We start from the raw sequence: 18,773 nt of genomic DNA, 5'->3' as shown, positions 1-18,773 counted from the left end.
GTTTACTTGTGGTAGTAAGTACTGTGCCCGGCCCGCCCGCCGGAGAAGCCATTGCCGTTGATGTTTTCGGTGCTCTCGTTGTCGTCGCCGAGCAGGCGGGTGCCGGTCAGGCCGGCCCACACGAAGGTGCCGTAGCCAAGCAGCGCCAGGAAGGCGTAGTACCGAATCGACCAGAGTTGACGAAGGAGGTTCACGAGATATAATTAAGTTGTCGGTCCAAAATCACTGTTTTCCCAACGTTGCCGCTCGTGGTAAGAGCGTCGCCAGAATTGAATACCCGGATAAATAAGCAGAATAAGCAGCAGCAATATGGCATTGGAATGCAACGACGATTGCTGGCTAACACTGAGGTAAATAGGTAAATCCAAACCAACTTCCGACGTTGGATATATATTTAGATGATAACGTCCGGTGGGAATCTTTCCTAGCGTAGCTTCTTGCTCCTGGCTACCCTCACTCCAACTTTCCCCGCCTTCGTACCCGTGATAATACTCCAAGGCTTTTGAGAATTCGTAACTCTGCCCCGTCTTCTCATTGATTAACGACACGGGTAATTCCAGCCATTGATTGTCTAAAGTGGAGCGCATCTGCACCGAGAGAGCCGCCGGGCCTTCCACCTGAAACGAAGTCGATACAATAACTGCTTCACTTCCCGCGCTACCCGTTGTAGGCAGCGAAGCATCGAGTCGGCTGTGAAACTGCTGAGTCAGCAACTGACGCTCGGGTCTGATTCCCAGCAGTATTAGCTGAGTAGCAACCACTAGCAACGCCAGGAGTAGCGTGAAGCTCTTCAGAGCGGGCCACGTTTTCTGTCCGGGTGCAGGTTCAATGGCCCCCACTCCTAGCGGATCGGGCAACGCGTATCTTTCTATATCGAAAGCTTTAGCTATCTGCTTAGAGTTTACATGTTCAGCTTTATACCAGTTGGATGTTTTGTCCGCTTTACGCTCTTCCACCAGCATGTAAGGTGGCGCCACGAACTCATTAACGTTTAGATTTTCGTCTTCTCGAATGTCCCAATCAAATTCGCCAACAGCGTACATGATCCGGGGTGAGTACCGGTTGTAAAGCATGTAGGTGGTGTTATCGGCTTCAACATAGCCGTAACGTGAGGCAGGTTGTCCTACACGATAATTCTGTTGGGCAGCTTTTATAAACATCCAGTGCCCTTCATATATAGCTAACTGGGCGTACTTGTCGGGCAAGCTGAACAGCGTATACTCGCCCCATTTATACTCCACTTCTGTATTCTTGGCTTCTTTCCGGGCCATGTAGCCAATCACGCGGTAAGTCAAGCCATCAGGCATTACGCCTTGTGTACCTAGGGGCAGTACCTGCGGAATATACTTCGGAGTTCTAGACCACCGCGAACTGACAATTACCTTCGCGGGCTCATGGCCTTCCTTCCGAATATACGCCTCACACGACGGACACGCGTAAAAAGTACTACTCGCTGGGTCATAAGATGAAATATCCATCGAGCAGTTAGGACACTCGAATTGCTCCACAATGCCGGAAGGAACCAACTCAGCGCTCATCGAACTACTTCCGTTTTGGTTTGCTCCGTAGCCTCAAAGAAGCGTAGGGTTTCGGCGTACAGCTGGCGCACCGTGGCCGAGTTGTCGCGCTGAAAGTTGGACAGAAATACGTCGAAGGTAGCCAAGCCGTACTCGGGCCAGGTATGAATGCTCAGGTGCGACTCTGTGAGGCCGATTACGGCCGTGAAGCTGCCGTTCGGAAACGTGTGGTACACCTCCCCCACTTTCGTTAGGTGCAAGGCGGCAATCTGCTGATCGAAAAACTGCCGGCACGCACTGGCATCGATTAAGTGATAAGTGGGAGCCATGAAGGTGGCCAGAATATGTAACCCAGGAGTATAAATGTGCATCAGATAGTGGTTGCGTGCAGTTTGGCAATTAGCTAGCTAATAGTGCAGGCGCTGCCTCTTCCGCTTATTACTTCCAAGATACTTGAGCTAGGTATGCCAGCCAAGCTAGCCAGGCACCATCGCCAAACCGACAACTATTAAACCAATAGCAAATCAGGGGCTACTTCATGTAACTTTACCGAAGATTCTATAAATCTACCTTGCTGAAGCGCTGCGTATTTGTTTCTTACCTACGCCTCACAATTCGCTACCTTCGTCTCTACTTGCGCTCATCTGTTCTCTAATTTACCCCATGCCCAAAATTCTAATCATCGACGACGAACGGGCCATTCGTAATACTCTGAAGGAGATTCTGGAGTACGAAAGCTACGCCGTAGACCAGGCCGAGGACGGCCCTACGGGCCTAGATATGCTCGTCAAAAACAAGTACGACGTGGTGCTCTGTGACATCAAGATGCCGAAAATGGACGGCCTTGAAGTGTTGGAGCGCGCCCAAACCATATCGCCCGATTCCGCTTTCATCATGGTATCGGCGCACGGCAGCATCGAAACGGCCGTGGATGCCACCAAAAAAGGCGCGTTCGACTTTATCCAGAAGCCCCCGGATCTGAACCGTTTACTCATCACGGTGCGCAACGCCCTTGACCGCACCAAGCTGGTGACGGAGACGAAAACCCTCAAGAAGAAGATTGCCAAAAGCTCGGAGATGGTCGGCAACTCGGCCGCGCTGAGTGTGGTGCGCAAGGCCATCGAGAAGGTAGCGCCTACTGATGCCCGTGTGCTCATCACCGGGCCGAACGGGGCGGGTAAGGAGATGGTAGCCCGCCAACTGCACGAGCAGAGCAACCGTTCCAGCGGCCCGATGGTGGAAGTTAACTGCGCGGCTATTCCGTCGGAGTTGATTGAAAGCGAGCTATTTGGCCACGAAAAAGGCTCGTTTACCTCGGCTGTCAAGCAGCGTATCGGCAAGTTCGAGCAAGCCAACGGTGGCACGCTGTTCCTCGACGAAATCGGCGACATGAGCCTTTCGGCGCAGGCCAAAGTGCTGCGAGCCTTGCAGGAAAGCAAGATTACCCGCGTGGGTGGCGAGAAGGAAATTTCGGTAGACGTGCGCGTGGTAGCGGCCACCAACAAGAACCTGGTGCAGGAAATTGCCGACCGCAACTTCCGCGAAGACTTGTACCACCGCTTGTCGGTTATTCTGATCCAGGTGCCGGCCCTCAACGACCGCCGCGAAGACATTCCGGACCTCGTGCAGAAGTTCCTGAACGACATAGCCCGCGACTACGGCAACAAGCCCAAGAAAGCCGACGCTGCCGCGTTGAAATATCTGCAAAGCCTCAACTGGACCGGCAACATCCGGGAGCTGCGCAACGTGGTGGAGCGCTTGGTTATCATGAGCGATGACATCATTACGGAAGCCGACGCCAAGGCGTATTCAGGTAAGTAACAACCATATACCCAACAAAAAAGCCTAGGTTCTCACCTAGGCTTTTTTGTCAAGCTATCAGCTGATTACAGCCGCGCACGTCCGAGTTATCCATCCTCCCCAGCACCTCAAACGAACCATCCGGATGCTGGCGAGCTAGGTCCTTCGTTTCAATGAAAGCGCATGAATCAATGTTCGCCAGGTCGATGACGTTGATGGCGCCGTCGGGGCGGGTAGTGGAGACGGAGAACGGATCGGACGGGTCGCGCAGCAGAATGCGCAGCGGCACGGGCTGATGAAAACGGCCGTCGCCGAGGCTGTAAGCCTGCGAAAGCAATTCCGTCATGCCATACTCGGAGTGGATGCCGGCGGGGCCAAAAGCTAGCTTCAGCTCCGCGTGCAACTCCTCTCGAATCATTTCGCGGCGGCGGCCCTTCATGCCGCCGGTTTCCAGCACTGTAAGATGTTGCAGCTCAGGCGCCGGGCCGTATTCGGCAGCCAGGTCGAGCAGCGCGTATGTTACGCCAATAAGCATGACGTGACGACCTAGGTTTTTCGCTTCCCCTAACGCTTGCAGCAGCGCGGCATGGTCGTGCAGGAAAAACGCAGGCTGCGTTTGGCCGGATTCCTTGGCAAAATAATCGACCATTGCTACCAACGACGATTGGCCTTGTTCGAGGTAAGAAGGCAGCAACGCCAGAAATGTCCACTCGCGCACCGGGCTGTAGGTCTGCTCGAAGATGCGGGCGGCATTTTGGCGGTACAGCTGCGGGTCGCGCAGCAAGTGTCGGCTGCGCTGCTGCATGGTCGTGCCGCTGCTCAGAAACACTTCCTGCGGCTCCCATTCGGCCGGCTCGGTGCGTACCTCGTGGGTTTTGAAAAACTCGATAGGCAGAAACGGAATATCGGTGAGCTGCTGCACCGTCTGCGGGTCACGGCCCAGCAAACCTAGGTATTCGGTATAGGGTGGGCAATGCGCCGCCTGATGCCGGAACAGCGCCAACGCGGTTTGTTCAAAATCAGCAGCCGTCAGGTACGGTAGCTGCCGTAGGTAGGCGTCGCGGAAACTCATTACAACACGATTCAGTTAGCGGTTCGATATAACAAATAGCCCGACTCTTCGTTGAGAAGCTGTATATTCAGGCTGTTCAGCCAACGGGTTGGCGGCTGCTTTTTTCTACGTGATATGACCAACTTTTCTACTCCATTGCGGCTGTTGGGGCTGGCTTTTCTGGTGCTGCTGGCGAGCCTTACTGTTTCGTCCTGCATCACCGCTCCCGATTACTCCGACACGCCCAGCATTGATTTTAAGCGTATTACCAAAGAGCGCTACGTAACGGGTAGTGGCACCTTCGACAGCGTGAAGGTGACCATTTCTTTTAAGGATGGCGACGGTGACCTAGGTCTGAGCAATGACGAAACAAATTCGCCTTACCAGGAGAAAAACACAGATGGTACCGCCAATCGCTTTTACAACAATTACTTCTTTCAAGCTCAGATTCTGCGTAATGGCGAGTACAAAGACACCATCCTGAATGGCATTCCTTATGATAGTCGCTATCCGCTGCTTAACACAAGCGGGCGGGCCGAACCGCTCAAAGGCGAGTTAACACTCAGTCAAGAAGTCTTCGCTGGAACTTTCCCGACCGGCTCGAAAGTACGCTATAAAGTTAGCATCGTAGACCGGGCGCTGCACGAGAGCAACACCATTCTTACCGACCCGATTCAGTTCTAATCCGAACCAACCTAGGTTTCATTTCCCCAAACGAAAGCCCGCTCAGACAGCAGTGTCTGAGCGGGCTTTTTGCTGCTAATGCCCTAGTAAATAGCAGGAAAGCGCTTCGGGTCGGCTTCGCTCATCAGCTCATACACCGTGTCGAATACGTCCTCGGCGTTGGGCTTGCTGAAGTAGTCGCCGTCGGTGCCGTAGGGTGGGCGATGGGGCTGCGCGGCGAGGCAGCGGGGCTGCGCGTCGAGGTAGCGGTAGGCCTGCTGCCCGTCGAGCACCTGCTGAAGCATGTAGGCCGTGCCCCCCCCGGGCACGTCTTCGTCGGTGAACAGCACCCGGTTGGTTTTGCGGATGCTGTCAGTAATCAACTGGTCGGTGTCGAAGGGCAAAAGCGTCTGCACGTCAACTACTTCAACCGAGATGCCGACTTTGGCGAGCTGCCGGGCGGCATCCAGCACAATGCGGCACATTGAGCCGTAGGTGACAATCGTCACATCGGTGCCTTCCAGCAGCACTTCCGGCACGCCGAGCGGCACCGTGAATTCTCCAACGTTCTGCGGAATGGTTTCCTTGAGGCGATAGCCATTAAGGCATTCAATAACCAGGGCCGGCTCATCAGAGCGAAGCAACGTGTTGTAGAAGCCCGCTGCCTGCGTCATGTTGCGCGGCACGCAGACGTGCATGCCCCGCAAGCTGTTCAGGATCATTCCCATCGGTGAGCCCGCGTGCCACACGCCTTCCAAGCGGTGGCCGCGCGTGCGCACAATAAGGGGCGCCTTTTGCCCACCTTTGGTGCGGTATTGCAGCGTAGCTAGGTCGTCGGACAGAATCTGGATGGCATAAAGGAGATAATCTAGGTACTGAATCTCCGTAATCGGCCGCAGTCCGCGCAGCGCCGCCCCGATGCCCTGCCCCACGATGGTGCATTCGCGAATACCAGTATCCGTCACGCGCAGCTCGCCGAACTTGGCCTGCAAACCGGCAAAGGCTTGGTTTACGTCCCCAATCTGCCCCACGTCCTCCCCGATGGCGAAGATGGTAGGGTCGCGGCGGAAGTTGGCGTCGAAGCAGGCTTGCAGCACCTCACGGGCGTCTACCTGCGGAGCATTGGGCGCAAACTCGGCTTTCACCTCCGTGATGTTCAAGGCGGCCTGCTCGCTCTGGCTATATAGGTAAGAATTGTAGCGGTCGGCGTTTTCGGCCGTGGCCTGCTCCAGCCACTGTTGCAGCTCCCGCCGCGCACCGATGCGCTGCCCGCGGACCTGCCGCAACGCCCGGCGCGCCGTCCGGATGATGTCGGCGCGGAGGGCGGTGGGGTTCTGCTTCAGGTGCTCAATCGACTTGTGGAGGTTGTGGGGCTTCTCGGCTTCCTTAGCCAGCTTTTCCAGCAGCTGACTTAGCTCCTCGCGCTCCTGCTGAATCGGGTTGAAGAACGCCTGCCACGAAGCAGTGCGCGCTTTTTTAACTGCGTCCAGCGCTTCATCTTCTATCCGAAACAGCTCCTCGGGCGTGGCGTAGCCTTCCTTGAGCAGCCACTGGCGCATCTTGCGCAGGCAGTCGTGTTCCTGCTCCCAGGCTAGGCGCTCTTTGTTTTTATAACGCTCGTGCGAGCCGGAGGTCGAGTGGCCCTGCGGCTGCGTTACTTCCGTAACGTGAATCAGCACCGGCACATGCTCGCGGCGGCACACGTCGGCGGCACGCTGGTAGGTTTCGAGCAGCGCCGGGTAGTCCCAGCCTTTCACCACGAAAATCTCGAAGCCCTGCTCGCCGGGTCCGTTGCGCTGGAAACCGGCCAGTATCTCACTGATACTCTGCTTGGTGGTCTGGTATTCAGCAGGTACTGAGATGCCGTAATGATCGTCCCACACCGACACGAGCATCGGAATCTGGAGCACACCGGCGGCATTGATGGCCTCGAAAAACATGCCTTCCGAGGTGCTGGCGTTACCAATAGTACCGAAAGCCACCTCGTTGCCATTCACCGAAAAATCAGTAAAGGCGTGCAGCTCCGGGTTCTGGCGGTACAGCTTCGAGGCGTACGCCAGCCCCACCAAGCGCGGCATTTGGGCGGCCGTGGGCGAAATGTCGGCGCTGGAATTCTTGCTCGACGTCTGGGGCTTGAAGTTGCCATCCTCGTCGAGCAGCCGGGTGGCGTAGTGGCCGTTCATGCAGCGGCCACCGGTGGCGGGGTCCGCTTCTACGTCGGTGTGGGCGTAGAGCTGGGCGAAGTATTGCTGTAAGTTCAGCTCGCCGGCCGCGAGCATAAAGGTTTGGTCGCGGTAGTAGCCCGAGCGGAAGTCGCCCGCCTGAAAAACGCGCGCCATGGCCAATTGAGGCAGCTCTTTGCCGTCGCCGAAAATGCCAAACTTGGCTTTGCCCATAAATACCTCCTTGCGGCCGGCCAGCGAAGCCTGTCGGCTTTCCCAACCTAGGCGGTAATCACGTAGCAACTCTTCTTTGCTCAGGGCAATGGCCGGAGCCAGCGCCGATTCGACAGTAGACATAGAAAACAAAACGGGTGGACAACAAGCAACTGAAACGAATCAGGGACGCCTAGGCTGCAAACTCGGGGCAAAAGTACGGATTTTGAAAACGACGCCCGGCAAGCGCCTACCTAGCCTGCCATACGCAGCGGAAACGTTTTTGTATATCTTTGTGGTACTGTGGCAGTAACCACTAAAATTGAAGAAGAATACGCCCTGAATCCATCGGATTATTATGCAAAGGCTACAAAGTAGCTCGCGTAATTTGGTGGGCTAGCCTTGGCAGTGTCTTGATAGATTACAGGCTTCGTGTATTATTCGTTTAATTTGTATAGCTCTGGCTGCACCGGCTTACCTTTTCAGAACCGAAATCCTAAAACCTGTACGCTTCACTCTATGAAAAACTTTGTCTCGCTTTTGTTTGGGCTCGGGCTGCTGCTCACCGGCTTCGGCGCTAGTGCCCAGGGCATTATGACGTTTGAAAAAGACGCGCACGACTTCAGCAACGTCGCCGAAGGCACGATGGCCAGCTACGAATTCAAGTTTAAAAATACCGGCACTCAGCCCATCGTCATTGCCAACGTGCAGGCGTCGTGCGGCTGCACCACGCCCGACTGGACCAAGACGCCCGTGCTGCCCGGCAAATCGGGCATGGTGAAGGCCGTGTACAGCAGCGCCGGCCGGCCCGGCGTGTTCAACAAAACTGTGACCGTGACCAGCAACGCGGCTACGCCCAGCACCGTGCTCAGCATCAAAGGCACCGTGCTCGGCAAAGACGAGTTGAAGAGCAAACTCACGCCCGCCCAGCTGGCCCAGTCGCCCCACGCGAAGCTGAACACTACCTCGCACGACTTCGGCAAGATGGAAGTTGGGCAGCAGAGCATTGCCCGCTTCGCGGTGCAGAACACCGGCAAGCAGGATTTGGTCCTGGGCATGCTGTCTTCGTCGTGCAACTGCGTAGGCTACAAGGCTACGCCACAGCCCATTAAGCCCGGCCAAAGCGCACCCGTCGAGTTGATCTACGCGCCCCGGCAAGCCGGTCAGTCGCTGGAAGTCGTGACGATGAGCTCCAATGACCTGAGCGGCGACGCCAAAGTGACGCTTCAGGCCAACGTAGTACGCGACCTGAACGCGGCCAGCATGGTGAAGGAAAGCGGCTCAGCGGTTCCGTTTAAGTAGACAACCTAGGTTGCTGACTATCTGAGTCTGGCCCCAGCGGAGTGGCACCGGTCATTAGAACCTAGGTGGCGCCCTGCTGGGGCTAGGTCGTTTTTTACAGGCCAGGTTCTACCCATATACCGCCCCACTGGAGCTAGCTTACAGCTCCGCAACTTGAGTTGATCAAGATGCAGCACGCAGCCTGCGTTTCGCGTATCGTTGCACAGTTTATTGTTATGACGAACCAAAAGGCGGCGCGCAACATTTAGCGTTCAATGAAGCGCGAAGCGCAGGCTTCGTGCATCGTCTATATATCGTATCTTTGCGGCCGTTTTTCCACCCGTAGTTTTCTCCTTTATTCCTCCCTTCACCATGATTATCGGCGTTCCGAAAGAAATTAAGAATAACGAAAACCGCGTAGGCCTGACACCCGCAGGCGTCGCGGAGCTGCGTAAGCATCATCACACCGTGTACGTGCAGGCTTCGGCTGGCGTAGGTAGCGGCTTCCAGGATGCTGAGTATGAGCAAGCTGGCGCCGTGGTGCTGCCGACCATCGCTGACGTGTACGCGCAGGCGGAGATGATCATCAAGGTGAAGGAGCCGATTCAGGAAGAATACGCGCTGATCCGGGAAGGCCAATTGCTGTTTACGTACTTCCACTTTGCTTCGAGCGAGGAGCTGACCCACGCCATGATCGAGCGCAAGGCAACCTGCCTCGCCTACGAAACCGTGGAGCGCGCCGACCGCTCGCTGCCGCTGCTGGTGCCGATGAGCGAAGTAGCTGGTCGCATGGCGCCGCAGGAAGGCGCTAAGTACCTGGAGAAACCGCTGAAAGGCCGTGGCATTCTGCTCGGCGGTGTGCCCGGCGTGAAGCCTGCGCACGTACTCGTGCTGGGTGGCGGCATCGTGGGTACGCAGGCGGCGAAAGTTGCGGCCGGCCTAGGTGCACAGGTGACCATCATGGATATCAGCCTGAACCGTTTGCGCGAGCTGGACGACATCATGCCCAAAAACGTGGTGACGGTGTACTCCAACGAGTACAACATCCGCGAAGCCATCAAAACCGCCGACCTCATCGTGGGCGCCGTGCTGATTCCGGGCGCGAAAGCGCCGCACCTCATCACCCGCGACATGCTCAAGACAATGAAGGCCGGCACGGTGCTCGTCGACGTAGCTGTGGACCAGGGCGGTTGCATCGAAACCTGCAAGCCCACCACCCACGAAGATCCGACCTTCATCATCGACGATATTGTGCACTATTGCGTGGCCAACATGCCCGGCGCGGTGCCCTACACTAGCACCCTGGCCCTGACCAACGCCACGCTGCCTTACGCCGTAAAAATAGCCAACCTAGGTTGGCAGGAAGCCTGCCGCCAGAACTCCGATCTGCGCCTCGGCCTGAACGTGGTAAACGGCGAGGTCGTCTACAAAGGCGTGGCGGAAGCCTGGAATCTGCCGCTCGTTAGCGTGGATTCAGTATTAGAGCCGGCCCACGTCTAGGTTTAGATTAATTTTGTGAAAAGCCTTCCCGACGCTAGGTTGGGAAGGCTTTTCTTCTTTTGCCGAAATAACGTCGTTTCGGCTTTTACTTTGATCCGCAGCCAGCTCCATGCTGGATTTGATTACATGATTGGAATTCTGTTCACGGGCGCACCTATCACCAACGCCACGACCCTCGCTCTGCTTCCCTCCTACCTCCAAGATTTTCTGCGTAAGCAAAATGGTGTGGTCGCCTACTTCGGCGGCCTGCACATTCGGGGCTGCGGCGGCGTGCCGGCCTGGCATTCGCTCGAAGAAGTTTGGCACGGCCCAAATGCCTTTTGGCGCACCTACGACACTGTAGAGCGGTCGGATATTCCGTTTGCGCAGGATTGCCTTGGCAACCAGTTCCTGCTGCGCCAAGATGCCGTGTTCTTCCTCGATACCGAAACCGGCGAGCTAGCCGACCTGGAAGTCGACTTCAAGCACTTCCTGTTTGGCGTGGAAAAATTTCCGGTCGATGCCCTGGGTATGCAGCCGTTGCGCACGTTCCAGCAAGGTGGCGGGGTGCTTCAGCCTGGGCAGTTGTTAAGGCTTTATCCGCCGGCTTGTATTGCAACCAAGGACAAGACAAAGACCAGCCTCAAGGCGGTACCTAACGCCGAGCGCCTAGCTTGGCTGGCTGATTTCTACCAGAAAATCAAAGGCTTACCCGACGGGCAGTCGATTCAATTCAAGTCGGGCGAATAACGTGGCAATGCGCATGCCTTCTCTTGCTTTGCGCCTGTTGCTGCGGCGCTTTTCCCTGCTGCTTGGGTTGTATCTGCTGCTGCGGCTAGGTTTTTACGCGGCCAATCATACCGTTTTCCAGGAGGCATCCGGCGGACAGGTGCTGTGGGCCTTCTGGCACGGCTTCCGGTTCGATATTTCGGGGTTGCTGCTGCTGAACCTACCGTTTATGGTGTTGTCACTGGTGCCGGCGTTTGGGCGAGCCTGGCAACGCTTTTTGCGCGGCGTGTATTTGGTAATCAATTCGATAGGCCTAGCCCTCAACATCATTGACACGGAGTATTTCAAGTTCATCGGGCGACGTACGTCCAACGAGCTTTCCACGATTGGCTCCGATGTGCAGCGCCAGGCCGTGCAGCTGCTAGGTCATTACTGGTACCTGCTAATTCCGTTCATTGGGTTGATGGTGCTGCTCGGCTACCTGTACCCGATGCCTTCGGGCCAGGCTACCGCTCAGCTTGCTTTTCCAACTACCCGGCTGCGCCGATTTGGGCTCGGGGCGCTGGAAGTGGCTTTAGTGGCTTTTGGGGTGGTGCTGGGTATTCGGGGAGGCTTGCAGCTGAAGCCGTTGCGCACGGGTCACGCGTTTGTGCAGCAGCCCGCCGTGCTAGGTCATCTGGCCCTGAACAGCACCTTCACGTTCCTGAAAAGCCTGGGCTACCAGACCGCGGAGCACAAGCACTACTTCACTTCGCCCGCTGATTTGCGCCGGGCGTTGGCTGCTAGCCATCTGCCAGTGCAGCTAATAAAAAGAGGCGCTCCGCCCGATAATGTGGTGGTGCTGCTTTTGGAAAGCTTTGCCTCTGAGTATACGGGCATCGAAAACGGCGGCAAAGGCTACACGCCTTTCTTCGACTCGCTGGCTACCAAGGGCCTGTTTTTTCGGGAGCATTATGCCAACGGCCGCCGCTCCATCGAGGCGCTACCGGCCGCGCTGGCGGGGCTGCCTTCGCTGATGGAAGGCCCGTTTATCACCTCCAATTACCAGACCGATGAGCTGCATGGCCTAGGTGAGCTGCTGGGCCGGCAGGGCTACACCACGTCCATGTTTCATGGGGCGCAGAATGGTACGATGGGCTTCAACACCTTCGCCGGTATTGCGGGCATACAGCGCTATTACGGCCTGGAAGAATACCCCGGCGGCGCCGGCAGCCCCGACTACGATGGGCACTGGGGCATCTTCGATGAGCCTTATCTTCAGCACTTTAATCAACAGTTAAGCAAGCAAAAAGAGCCTTTCTTCTCCACACTGTTCACGCTCAGTTCCCACGAGCCGTTCACCGTGCCGGCCAAGTACACGGGTCGTTTCCCGGCGGGCGATTTGCCCATTCACGCCACCATTGGCTACACCGATCATGCGTTGCGGCAGTTCTTCAAGGCCGCCAGCCGGCAGCCGTGGTACCAGCACACGCTGTTCATTCTGCTGGCCGACCACACATCGCAGACCAGCCGCCCCGGCTACCAGAACGACCTAGGCAACTACAAAACGCCGCTGCTCCTCTTCCACCCCGGTCGCACCCTGCCCGCTGCCGATGTGCACCGCATCACCCAGCAAGCCGACGTGCCCGCCACCGTGCTCGACTACCTAGGTTTCAACGCTGATAATCAACTGCTTCCCTTCGGCTACTCCGTTTTTGACAAGGACAATTCCGGCCGGGCCATCTACCTAAGCGGCGGCTCCTACTTCCTGGTTCACCGCGACTTCGTAACGGAGCTTACCGTCGACAACAAAGTGCTGCTCTTTCCTTACCAAACGCATTTCATTCCGGCGGAGCCGCTCCCCCACCCCGATCCGCGAAAAGTGCAGCAGTACGGCGACGAGCTGAAAGCCTGTGTGCAGTTTTTCGTGAATGGGTTAGCTGATAATCAGCTGTATAAGTAAACCTAGGTTCCGATTGCCGATGCCTTAGTAACTGTCATGCTTCATCTGGCGTCCGCTTGTCGAAGCATCTCTCCCGCCAAAGTAAATGAATACCGTTGCGGTAGAGATGCTTCGACAAGCGGACGCCAGATGAAGCATGACGTTTTGGTAAAGCACGCGAGATTCCTCGCAAGGCTCGGAATGACGTTCTATTAACCTAGGTTCTTGGCTACACGTTGCGCGGCTTCGTAATCCGGAATTTCCGCTAGCTGCTCGTTGCGGCGCTGCGCGAAGTCAACGTGCCAGCAGTAGTGTTGCAACCCATTGGTTAGAAGCAATAAAGGCGCGCCGATGGTCTGATTATAAGTAGCGGCCTGGTGCGCTACGGCTGCCGTGATAGGCACCGTAGTGGCTTTGCATTCGACCAGCAGCAAGGGCTTTCCATCGGCGTCGAAGGCACAAAGATCGGTGCGCTTCTGGCGTTGGTTGTAGGCGTGGCCGCGCTCCAGGGCGAGTAGGCCGCGCGGGTAACCTAGGTGGTCGATGAGGTAATGAACGACGTGTTGGCGCACCCATTCCTCGGGCGTCAGCACCACGTTCTTGCGGCGTAAAACGTCCCAGATTAGCGAGTTTGGGCCCGATTTTGTAAGTTTGTACTCGAAAGGCGGCAGGTTCAGCGCTTGCATCACCTACAAAGGTACCGCATGGAAAATCTGTTTCCGCTTTTCACTGAGGTGCCGTCGTACAGTTTTGTGTGACGGCTTTTTTGTTTTTAAAAGGCTGGTTGTTGAATGGTTAAATGGTTGAATTGTCAAATGGCTGAGCTACCGATTTTAAGATTCTCAACTGGATGCACCCTTTTATCAAGCAATTAACCATTTAACAATCAACCATATAACAATATAATTCCATGAAAGACAAAGCCTCCATTGTGGAGAACTGGCTGCCGCGCTACACGGGCGTTCCGCTCAAGGAGTTCGGGCAATACATTCTGCTGACCAACTTTATCAACTACGTTCAGATGTTTGCTGAGCAGTTTGGCGTTGAGATGCGCGGCCTGGATAAGCCGATGCAAACGGCTACGGCAAACAATATCACGATTATCAACTTCGGTATGGGCTCGCCGATGGCGGCTACCGTAATGGACTTGCTCTCAGCTATTAAGCCAAAAGCGGCGCTCTTCCTGGGCAAGTGCGGCGGCCTGAAAAGCAAGACCAAGCTAGGTGACCTGATCCTGCCCATTGCCGCCATTCGCGGCGAGGGTACTTCCGATGACTATCTGCCTCCGGAAATCCCGGCCCTGCCCTCGTTCCGTTTGCAACGTGCTGTTTCTTCAATGATTAAGAAGCACGAGAAGGACTACTGGACCGGCACCGTGTACACCACCAATCGCCGCGTGTGGGAGCACGACGCCGCCTTCAAAGACTACCTGCGCCAAATTCGGGCGATGGCCGTGGATATGGAAACGGCGACCATCTTCGTGGTCGGTTTCATCAACGAGATTCCGCACGGCGCGCTGCTGCTGGTGTCGGACAACCCGATGACGCCCGAAGGTGTGAAAACGGCCGAAAGCGACTCGAAAGTGACGGCCGGTTTCGTGCAGGCCCACCTTCAGATCGGCATTGATTCGCTCATTGAACTACAGAACTCCGGCGAATCGGTGAAGCACTTGCGGTTTGAGTAATGAGTTAGCTGTTAGCTGCTAGCCTTCGTCGTTGAACAAAAGCTAACAGCTAGCAGCCAACAGCTAATAGCCAATAGCCAATAGCCAATAGCCAATAAACTTACTCATCGTATTTTCGTCGCTTCACTTACGCTCCTGCTTTTATCAAAAAGTTTTTCGGAAATATCAGCTTTGTCGTACTGCTCAACCTGCTGGTGAAGCCGGGTTGGGTGGTGGTTGAGAATCTGGTGCAGGACCGGCTGGGGCACGCGGCGTTCGGGACGTTCACGGCGCTGTCGGCCTGGACACTCATCATTGCGTCGGTGTCGGACCTAGGTACTACCCAGCTCATGACCAAGCGGGTAGCCGCCAACGCCGATTTTTTACCCGAATACTTCCCGACCCTGCTGCCGCTCAAAGGCTGGCTCATGGCGGGCTTCCTGGCGCTGATGGTTGGCGTCGGGGCGGTGCTAGGTTATCAGGGCCACGTACTGCTGCTGCTGGCGCTCATCGGCGCAGGCCTGCTCCTGACGCAGTACACGCTGTTTTTGCGCGGCGCGCTTCAGGCTCACCAGCGCTTCAATACCGATGCGGTGCTGTCTATTCTGGAGAAGGCGCTGCTGCTGCTGCTGGTGCTCGGTTTGCTGCCCATCGGCCTCACCCTCAACCGCTACGTGGGCGCGCGCTCGGTGGCGGTGCTCTTCACCTTTGTGGTGCTATACGGGCTGGTGTCGCGGCTATACGGGCGGGTGCGCTACCGGCTGCGCTGGGACCACGCCCGCACCCTCCTGCGCGACAGTATGCCGTTTGCCCTCATTGCCCTGCTCTACGGCCTCAATGAACGCGTGGACATGGGCATGCTGGAGCGGCTGGTATCGCCGCAGGAAGCTAGCTACTACGCCGGCGCCTACCGCTGGGTCGATGCCGTGATGATGTATTTGTGGACGGTGCTGCCGCTGTTCTTCGCCAAGTTTGCGCTCGCTACGCACAACCGCGAGGAGCAGCAGGAGCTGCTCTGGTTCGGGCAGCGCGTCGTTACGGTGCCGCTGCTGTTTGTGTGCGCGTTCGTGCTGTTCCGGGGCGAGGTTTTGTTCTGGCAGTTTAAGCACAGCTCGCCCGAGGAGCTAGGTCGTATGGCCTTGTGTCTGAAGATCTTGTTCGTGAACGTGCTGGTGCACGCCTTCTTTGCCATCTACAGCACGCTGCTCACGAGCACCAGTCAGGAGCGGCCTGTTAGCTGGCTTGTAGCCGGCAGCATCGCCCTGAACGTTGGCCTGAACCTGGTGCTTTTGCCGCGCTATGGTGCTTTAGCAGCATCAGTGAATACCTTGCTGTGTGCCCTTTTTGTGTCGATTGGCTACTTGTGGCTGGTACGTAAGCGGGCGGGCGTCGCCATTCCGTGGCGGGTGCTGGGGCAGCTAGGTCTGGCGTTTGGGCTGCTTTGCGGCGTGTTCTTCGGCTTGCGCCTGCTCGTCGATCAATGGCTCATCGAAGCGGTGCTGGCGGGGTTTGCGTTCGTGGGCATCCTGTTCCTGACGAACATCGTAAGCATAGCCGAGCTGCAGAAGGTGCTGAAACGCAGCTAGGTTCTCCTCTCTGTCATCTTGAGGAACATTCCGCGCATCAAGCGGCATGACCTAATGCCAGTTGAGCAGCGCGTTATTACGTTAGTCGTGTCCTTTGTTCCTCAGGACAACAGCTCTATTAGCACACTAGCATATCACCTCATCATCCTATCGTCCAATTGATTATCGCCGTCAACGTCCGCTTTTTGCTGCCCGGCAACCAGCTCGAAGGCATCGGGCGTTTCACCTACGAAACGCTGATCCGGATGGTGCGGCGCCACCCCGAACACACGTTCCACTTCCTGTTCGACCGGCCGTTTGACTCGAAATACGTCTTCGGCAAAAACGTGGTGCCGCATGTGCTGTTTCCGCCGGCCCGGCATCCGTTTCTGTTCGTAGCATGGTTTGAAGGCGCTGTAGCTCAAGCGCTTCGCCAGCTACGCCCCGATGTGTTTCTCAGCCTCGATGGGTTCACGACGCTGCGTACCAGCGTGCCCCGCGTGACGGTGATGCACGACCTGGCTTTCGAGCATTTTCCGCAGGATGTGGGCTTTCTGCAACGCCAGTACTACCACTTTTTTGCGCCGCGTTTCGCTTACGCTTCCGACTGTGTAGTGGCCGTTTCGGAAGCGACCCGGCAGGATCTGATCGACACGTACCAGCTGCCCGCCGAGCGTATCCGCGTGGTGTACAATGCGGCCGATGCCAGGTTTCGGCCGCAGCCGGAGGCAACACAGACCGCTACGTGCGCAAAGTTCAGCGACGGCAAACCATATTTTCTCTTTGTGGGCGCTTTGCAGCCACGCAAAAACCTGGTGAACCTGCTCCGCGCCTTCGACCAGTTCAAAGCCCAATCCGGTGCCGATACGCAGCTGCTGATCGTGGGGCGCAAGGCGTGGAAGGCCGGACCCATCTTCGATGTGTACGACCAAATGCGTCACCAGGACGATGTGCATCTCACCGGCCGCGTGAGCGACGCGGAGCTGGTGGAACTCTACGCCGCCGCGCTTGCTACGGTGTATGTACCTTACTTCGAGGGCTTTGGCATCCCGATTATTGAAGCGCAAGCCTGCGGCAGCCCGGTTATTACGTCCAATTGCAGCTCCCTGCCCGAAGTAGCCGGCGACGCCGCCTTGCTGGTAGACCCGTTTGCCGTCGACTCCATCGCGGAGTCGCTGGTCAGGCTGCACGCCGACCTAGCTTTGCGTGAGGAGCTGATTATCAAAGGCTTTGATAATATGAAGCGCTTTTCCTGGGACCAGAGTGCCGAAGCTCTTTGGGAGGTACTGGAAGAAGTGGAGCGCGGCTCTGCGGACTGAAGGCAGCCGCACCCCAGCCCTCTTCTCTCGTGCGGGCAGAAGCTAGGTTTGGTTTTAACAGGCTGAATGGTGGCATCCGCGGGTGCCGGGCTGGCGGAACTATATGCGGTAGTGCGCGTAAATTGTACTATACAAAATCAGCAACGCAAACCCATCGGCAATAGTAGGCTTTAGCAGTTGCCAGTCAGATTAAAAGCGTTTTAATCTATTTTAATCTGAGTATAATTTTCCAGTGTTTACTTGCCTGCTGAACTGCTACGCTCCGCCCAGAGATTTAACTGAATCACGCCGCTCTTCACCTTCCTACCACCCACCTTTTCTGATAACCCACCCCTATCAGAAAGCCACCCATTCGTCCCATGAAACTCTTATGCACACTTTTGCTTGCGCTGGCGACCAGCACAACAATCGCCCAGCCGGGGCCTTACCCTGGCTACTTTCAACTACCTGTAAATCAAACAACAAAGCAAGTTGAGTACACGGCCGTGGTGCCCGCCGCCAATGTTCCGGAGGAAGAGCTGTTTCTGCGGGCGCAGGATTGGCTTGCGGAGCTAGGCTCCACGCACACAGTCGTTCAGAAAGTGAGCAATCCGGAAGCCGGCCTACTCATCAGCCACGTTAAGGCCGGTAACGCTTTCGACGGAAAAGCCTTTCGGTTGGCTATCCAGGTGAAAGATGGTCATTATCAGTATCAAATCGACCAAATCACCCACACGTATTCTGATTACGCTAGAGCCGGTAAATACAGTGTTGGCACCGTCACGACCAATATTGAAGCGTATGGCTTGCGCCGACAACGCAAAGGCGTCATCAAGACGATTGACAAAATTGACCGCTGGATTCTGGCGACTATCGATGGGCTCAATGCCGCCATGAAGCGCCCGGAAGAAGCCAGCAATCTGATTTAAAGCGCATTGTCTGAACATTTGCCGGCGCTAACAACCTAGGTTAGTGAGGGCACAAAAAAAGCCGTCCCACCCGGAACGGCTTTTTCGCGTCTCGACACGCGGAGAAAATTCCCACCCAACTCCGGGTCGAGCCCGTCCGCGGGCTTAGTGCCGGAACAGCAGTTCGCGGTACTTCACCAGCGGCCAGTCCTCATCGGCCACCATCAGCTCGAGCTTATCTACGGCGCGGCGAATGGGGCCGAAATGCGCTTTCACGGTGTCGCAATAGCTGATTGCGCGTTCCCGTGTATCTTCAATCTTGTTGGCTGTCTTGCGGCTATTGACCATCGCGTCTGCTTCGGTCTTAATGGTTGCAATGTAGCGCGAAATGGCTTTGATTGTATCAATCGTGACCTGCGAACTGTCGTCTTCTAATCCAAGTTCCCGCAGGCCACAAAGGTTGTTGATTAGTTTCGTTTGGTAAGCAATTGCGGTCGGAATAATATGATTCAAAGCTAGGTCG

16 protein-coding genes and 1 pseudogene are annotated in these 18,773 nt (G+C 56.2%); 10 read left to right on the top strand and 7 right to left on the bottom strand.

Features of this window, described 5'->3' with window-relative positions:
• Window positions 1-2 precede the first annotated feature (2 nt).
• The 3 genes from IEX74_RS12665 to IEX74_RS12655 all read right to left on the bottom strand — a co-directional run bounded on the left by IEX74_RS12665 (window position 3) and on the right by IEX74_RS12655 (window position 1,888).
• Window positions 3-194, bottom strand: coding sequence for a hypothetical protein (locus IEX74_RS12665; protein WP_188814357.1), 192 nt, complete (start codon window positions 192-194; stop codon window positions 3-5).
• Window positions 195-203: 9 nt separating this feature from the next.
• The gene (locus IEX74_RS12660; RefSeq protein WP_229755259.1) at window positions 204-1,307 is read right to left on the bottom strand and encodes a DUF4178 domain-containing protein; all 1,104 of its coding nucleotides are present in this window, start codon (window positions 1,305-1,307) and stop codon (window positions 204-206) included.
• Window positions 1,308-1,534: 227 nt separating this feature from the next.
• Window positions 1,535-1,888: an S-adenosylmethionine decarboxylase family protein gene (locus tag IEX74_RS12655; RefSeq protein ID WP_188814355.1), complete on the bottom strand. Its 354-nt coding sequence runs from the start codon at window positions 1,886-1,888 to the stop codon at window positions 1,535-1,537.
• A gap of 292 nt (window positions 1,889-2,180) precedes the next feature.
• Here IEX74_RS12655 and IEX74_RS12650 point away from each other — a divergent pair, with 292 nt between their 5' ends.
• Window positions 2,181-3,338, top strand: a complete 1,158-nt coding sequence (locus IEX74_RS12650; protein ID WP_188814354.1) for a sigma-54-dependent transcriptional regulator — start codon at window positions 2,181-2,183, stop codon at window positions 3,336-3,338.
• Between the two features lie 49 nt (window positions 3,339-3,387).
• On the opposite strand, the gene IEX74_RS12645 is transcribed toward IEX74_RS12650, so the two are convergent.
• The gene (locus tag IEX74_RS12645) at window positions 3,388-4,389 is read right to left on the bottom strand and encodes a long-chain-fatty-acid--protein ligase (RefSeq protein ID WP_188814353.1); all 1,002 of its coding nucleotides are present in this window, start codon (window positions 4,387-4,389) and stop codon (window positions 3,388-3,390) included.
• Between the two features lie 114 nt (window positions 4,390-4,503).
• Here IEX74_RS12645 and IEX74_RS12640 point away from each other — a divergent pair, with 114 nt between their 5' ends.
• A complete protein-coding gene (locus IEX74_RS12640; protein WP_188814352.1) occupies window positions 4,504-5,052 on the top strand; it encodes a hypothetical protein in 549 nt (182 codons plus the stop codon).
• 83 nt (window positions 5,053-5,135) lie between these two features.
• Here the strand turns inward: IEX74_RS12640 and IEX74_RS12635 are convergent, their stop codons facing one another.
• Entirely contained in the window at window positions 5,136-7,550 is a 2,415-nt protein-coding gene (locus IEX74_RS12635; protein ID WP_188814351.1) for an alpha-ketoacid dehydrogenase subunit alpha/beta, read from the bottom strand.
• A gap of 375 nt (window positions 7,551-7,925) precedes the next feature.
• Between IEX74_RS12635 and IEX74_RS12630 the strand changes: the two genes are divergently transcribed.
• The 4 genes from IEX74_RS12630 to IEX74_RS12615 all read left to right on the top strand — a co-directional run bounded on the left by IEX74_RS12630 (window position 7,926) and on the right by IEX74_RS12615 (window position 12,837).
• The gene (locus IEX74_RS12630) at window positions 7,926-8,708 is read left to right on the top strand and encodes a DUF1573 domain-containing protein (protein ID WP_188814350.1); all 783 of its coding nucleotides are present in this window, start codon (window positions 7,926-7,928) and stop codon (window positions 8,706-8,708) included.
• Window positions 8,709-9,059: 351 nt separating this feature from the next.
• On the top strand, window positions 9,060-10,187 hold the full coding sequence (gene ald, locus IEX74_RS12625; RefSeq protein WP_188814349.1) for an alanine dehydrogenase: 1,128 nt from the start codon (window positions 9,060-9,062) through the stop codon (window positions 10,185-10,187).
• Window positions 10,188-10,313: 126 nt separating this feature from the next.
• Window positions 10,314-10,916 (top strand): SMI1/KNR4 family protein, encoded by a 603-nt coding sequence (locus tag IEX74_RS12620; RefSeq protein ID WP_188814348.1) that lies wholly within the window; start codon window positions 10,314-10,316, stop codon window positions 10,914-10,916.
• 13 nt (window positions 10,917-10,929) lie between these two features.
• Window positions 10,930-12,837 carry an LTA synthase family protein gene (locus IEX74_RS12615; protein WP_188814347.1) on the top strand — a complete coding sequence of 636 codons (1,908 nt, stop codon included), beginning with the start codon at window positions 10,930-10,932 and terminating at the stop codon, window positions 12,835-12,837.
• 191 nt (window positions 12,838-13,028) lie between these two features.
• Here the strand turns inward: IEX74_RS12615 and IEX74_RS12610 are convergent, their stop codons facing one another.
• A complete protein-coding gene (locus IEX74_RS12610) occupies window positions 13,029-13,502 on the bottom strand; it encodes a type I restriction enzyme HsdR N-terminal domain-containing protein (RefSeq protein WP_188814346.1) in 474 nt (157 codons plus the stop codon).
• 224 nt (window positions 13,503-13,726) lie between these two features.
• Between IEX74_RS12610 and IEX74_RS12605 the strand changes: the two genes are divergently transcribed.
• From IEX74_RS12605 to IEX74_RS12590, 4 genes are all read left to right on the top strand, one after another.
• Window positions 13,727-14,500: an AMP nucleosidase gene (locus IEX74_RS12605; protein WP_188814345.1), complete on the top strand. Its 774-nt coding sequence runs from the start codon at window positions 13,727-13,729 to the stop codon at window positions 14,498-14,500.
• 143 nt (window positions 14,501-14,643) lie between these two features.
• Window positions 14,644-16,065: an oligosaccharide flippase family protein gene (locus IEX74_RS12600; protein ID WP_308421125.1), complete on the top strand. Its 1,422-nt coding sequence runs from the start codon at window positions 14,644-14,646 to the stop codon at window positions 16,063-16,065.
• A 158-nt stretch (window positions 16,066-16,223) separates the two neighbouring features.
• Window positions 16,224-17,363, top strand: a complete 1,140-nt coding sequence (locus IEX74_RS12595; protein ID WP_188814343.1) for a glycosyltransferase family 4 protein — start codon at window positions 16,224-16,226, stop codon at window positions 17,361-17,363.
• Window positions 17,364-17,722: 359 nt separating this feature from the next.
• Window positions 17,723-18,271, top strand: coding sequence for a DUF4468 domain-containing protein (locus tag IEX74_RS12590; protein ID WP_188814342.1), 549 nt, complete (start codon window positions 17,723-17,725; stop codon window positions 18,269-18,271).
• A 144-nt stretch (window positions 18,272-18,415) separates the two neighbouring features.
• Here the strand turns inward: IEX74_RS12590 and IEX74_RS23250 are convergent.
• Window positions 18,416-18,773 (bottom strand): annotated as a pseudogene (locus IEX74_RS23250) (glutamine synthetase type III); the annotation flags it as partial.

It is taken from the genome of Hymenobacter cavernae (assembly GCF_014641455.1).
Classification (GTDB): domain Bacteria; phylum Bacteroidota; class Bacteroidia; order Cytophagales; family Hymenobacteraceae; genus Hymenobacter; species Hymenobacter cavernae.
The sequence above is the reverse complement of the archived record's forward strand: the minus strand, read 5'-3'. Positions and strand labels throughout refer to the sequence as shown.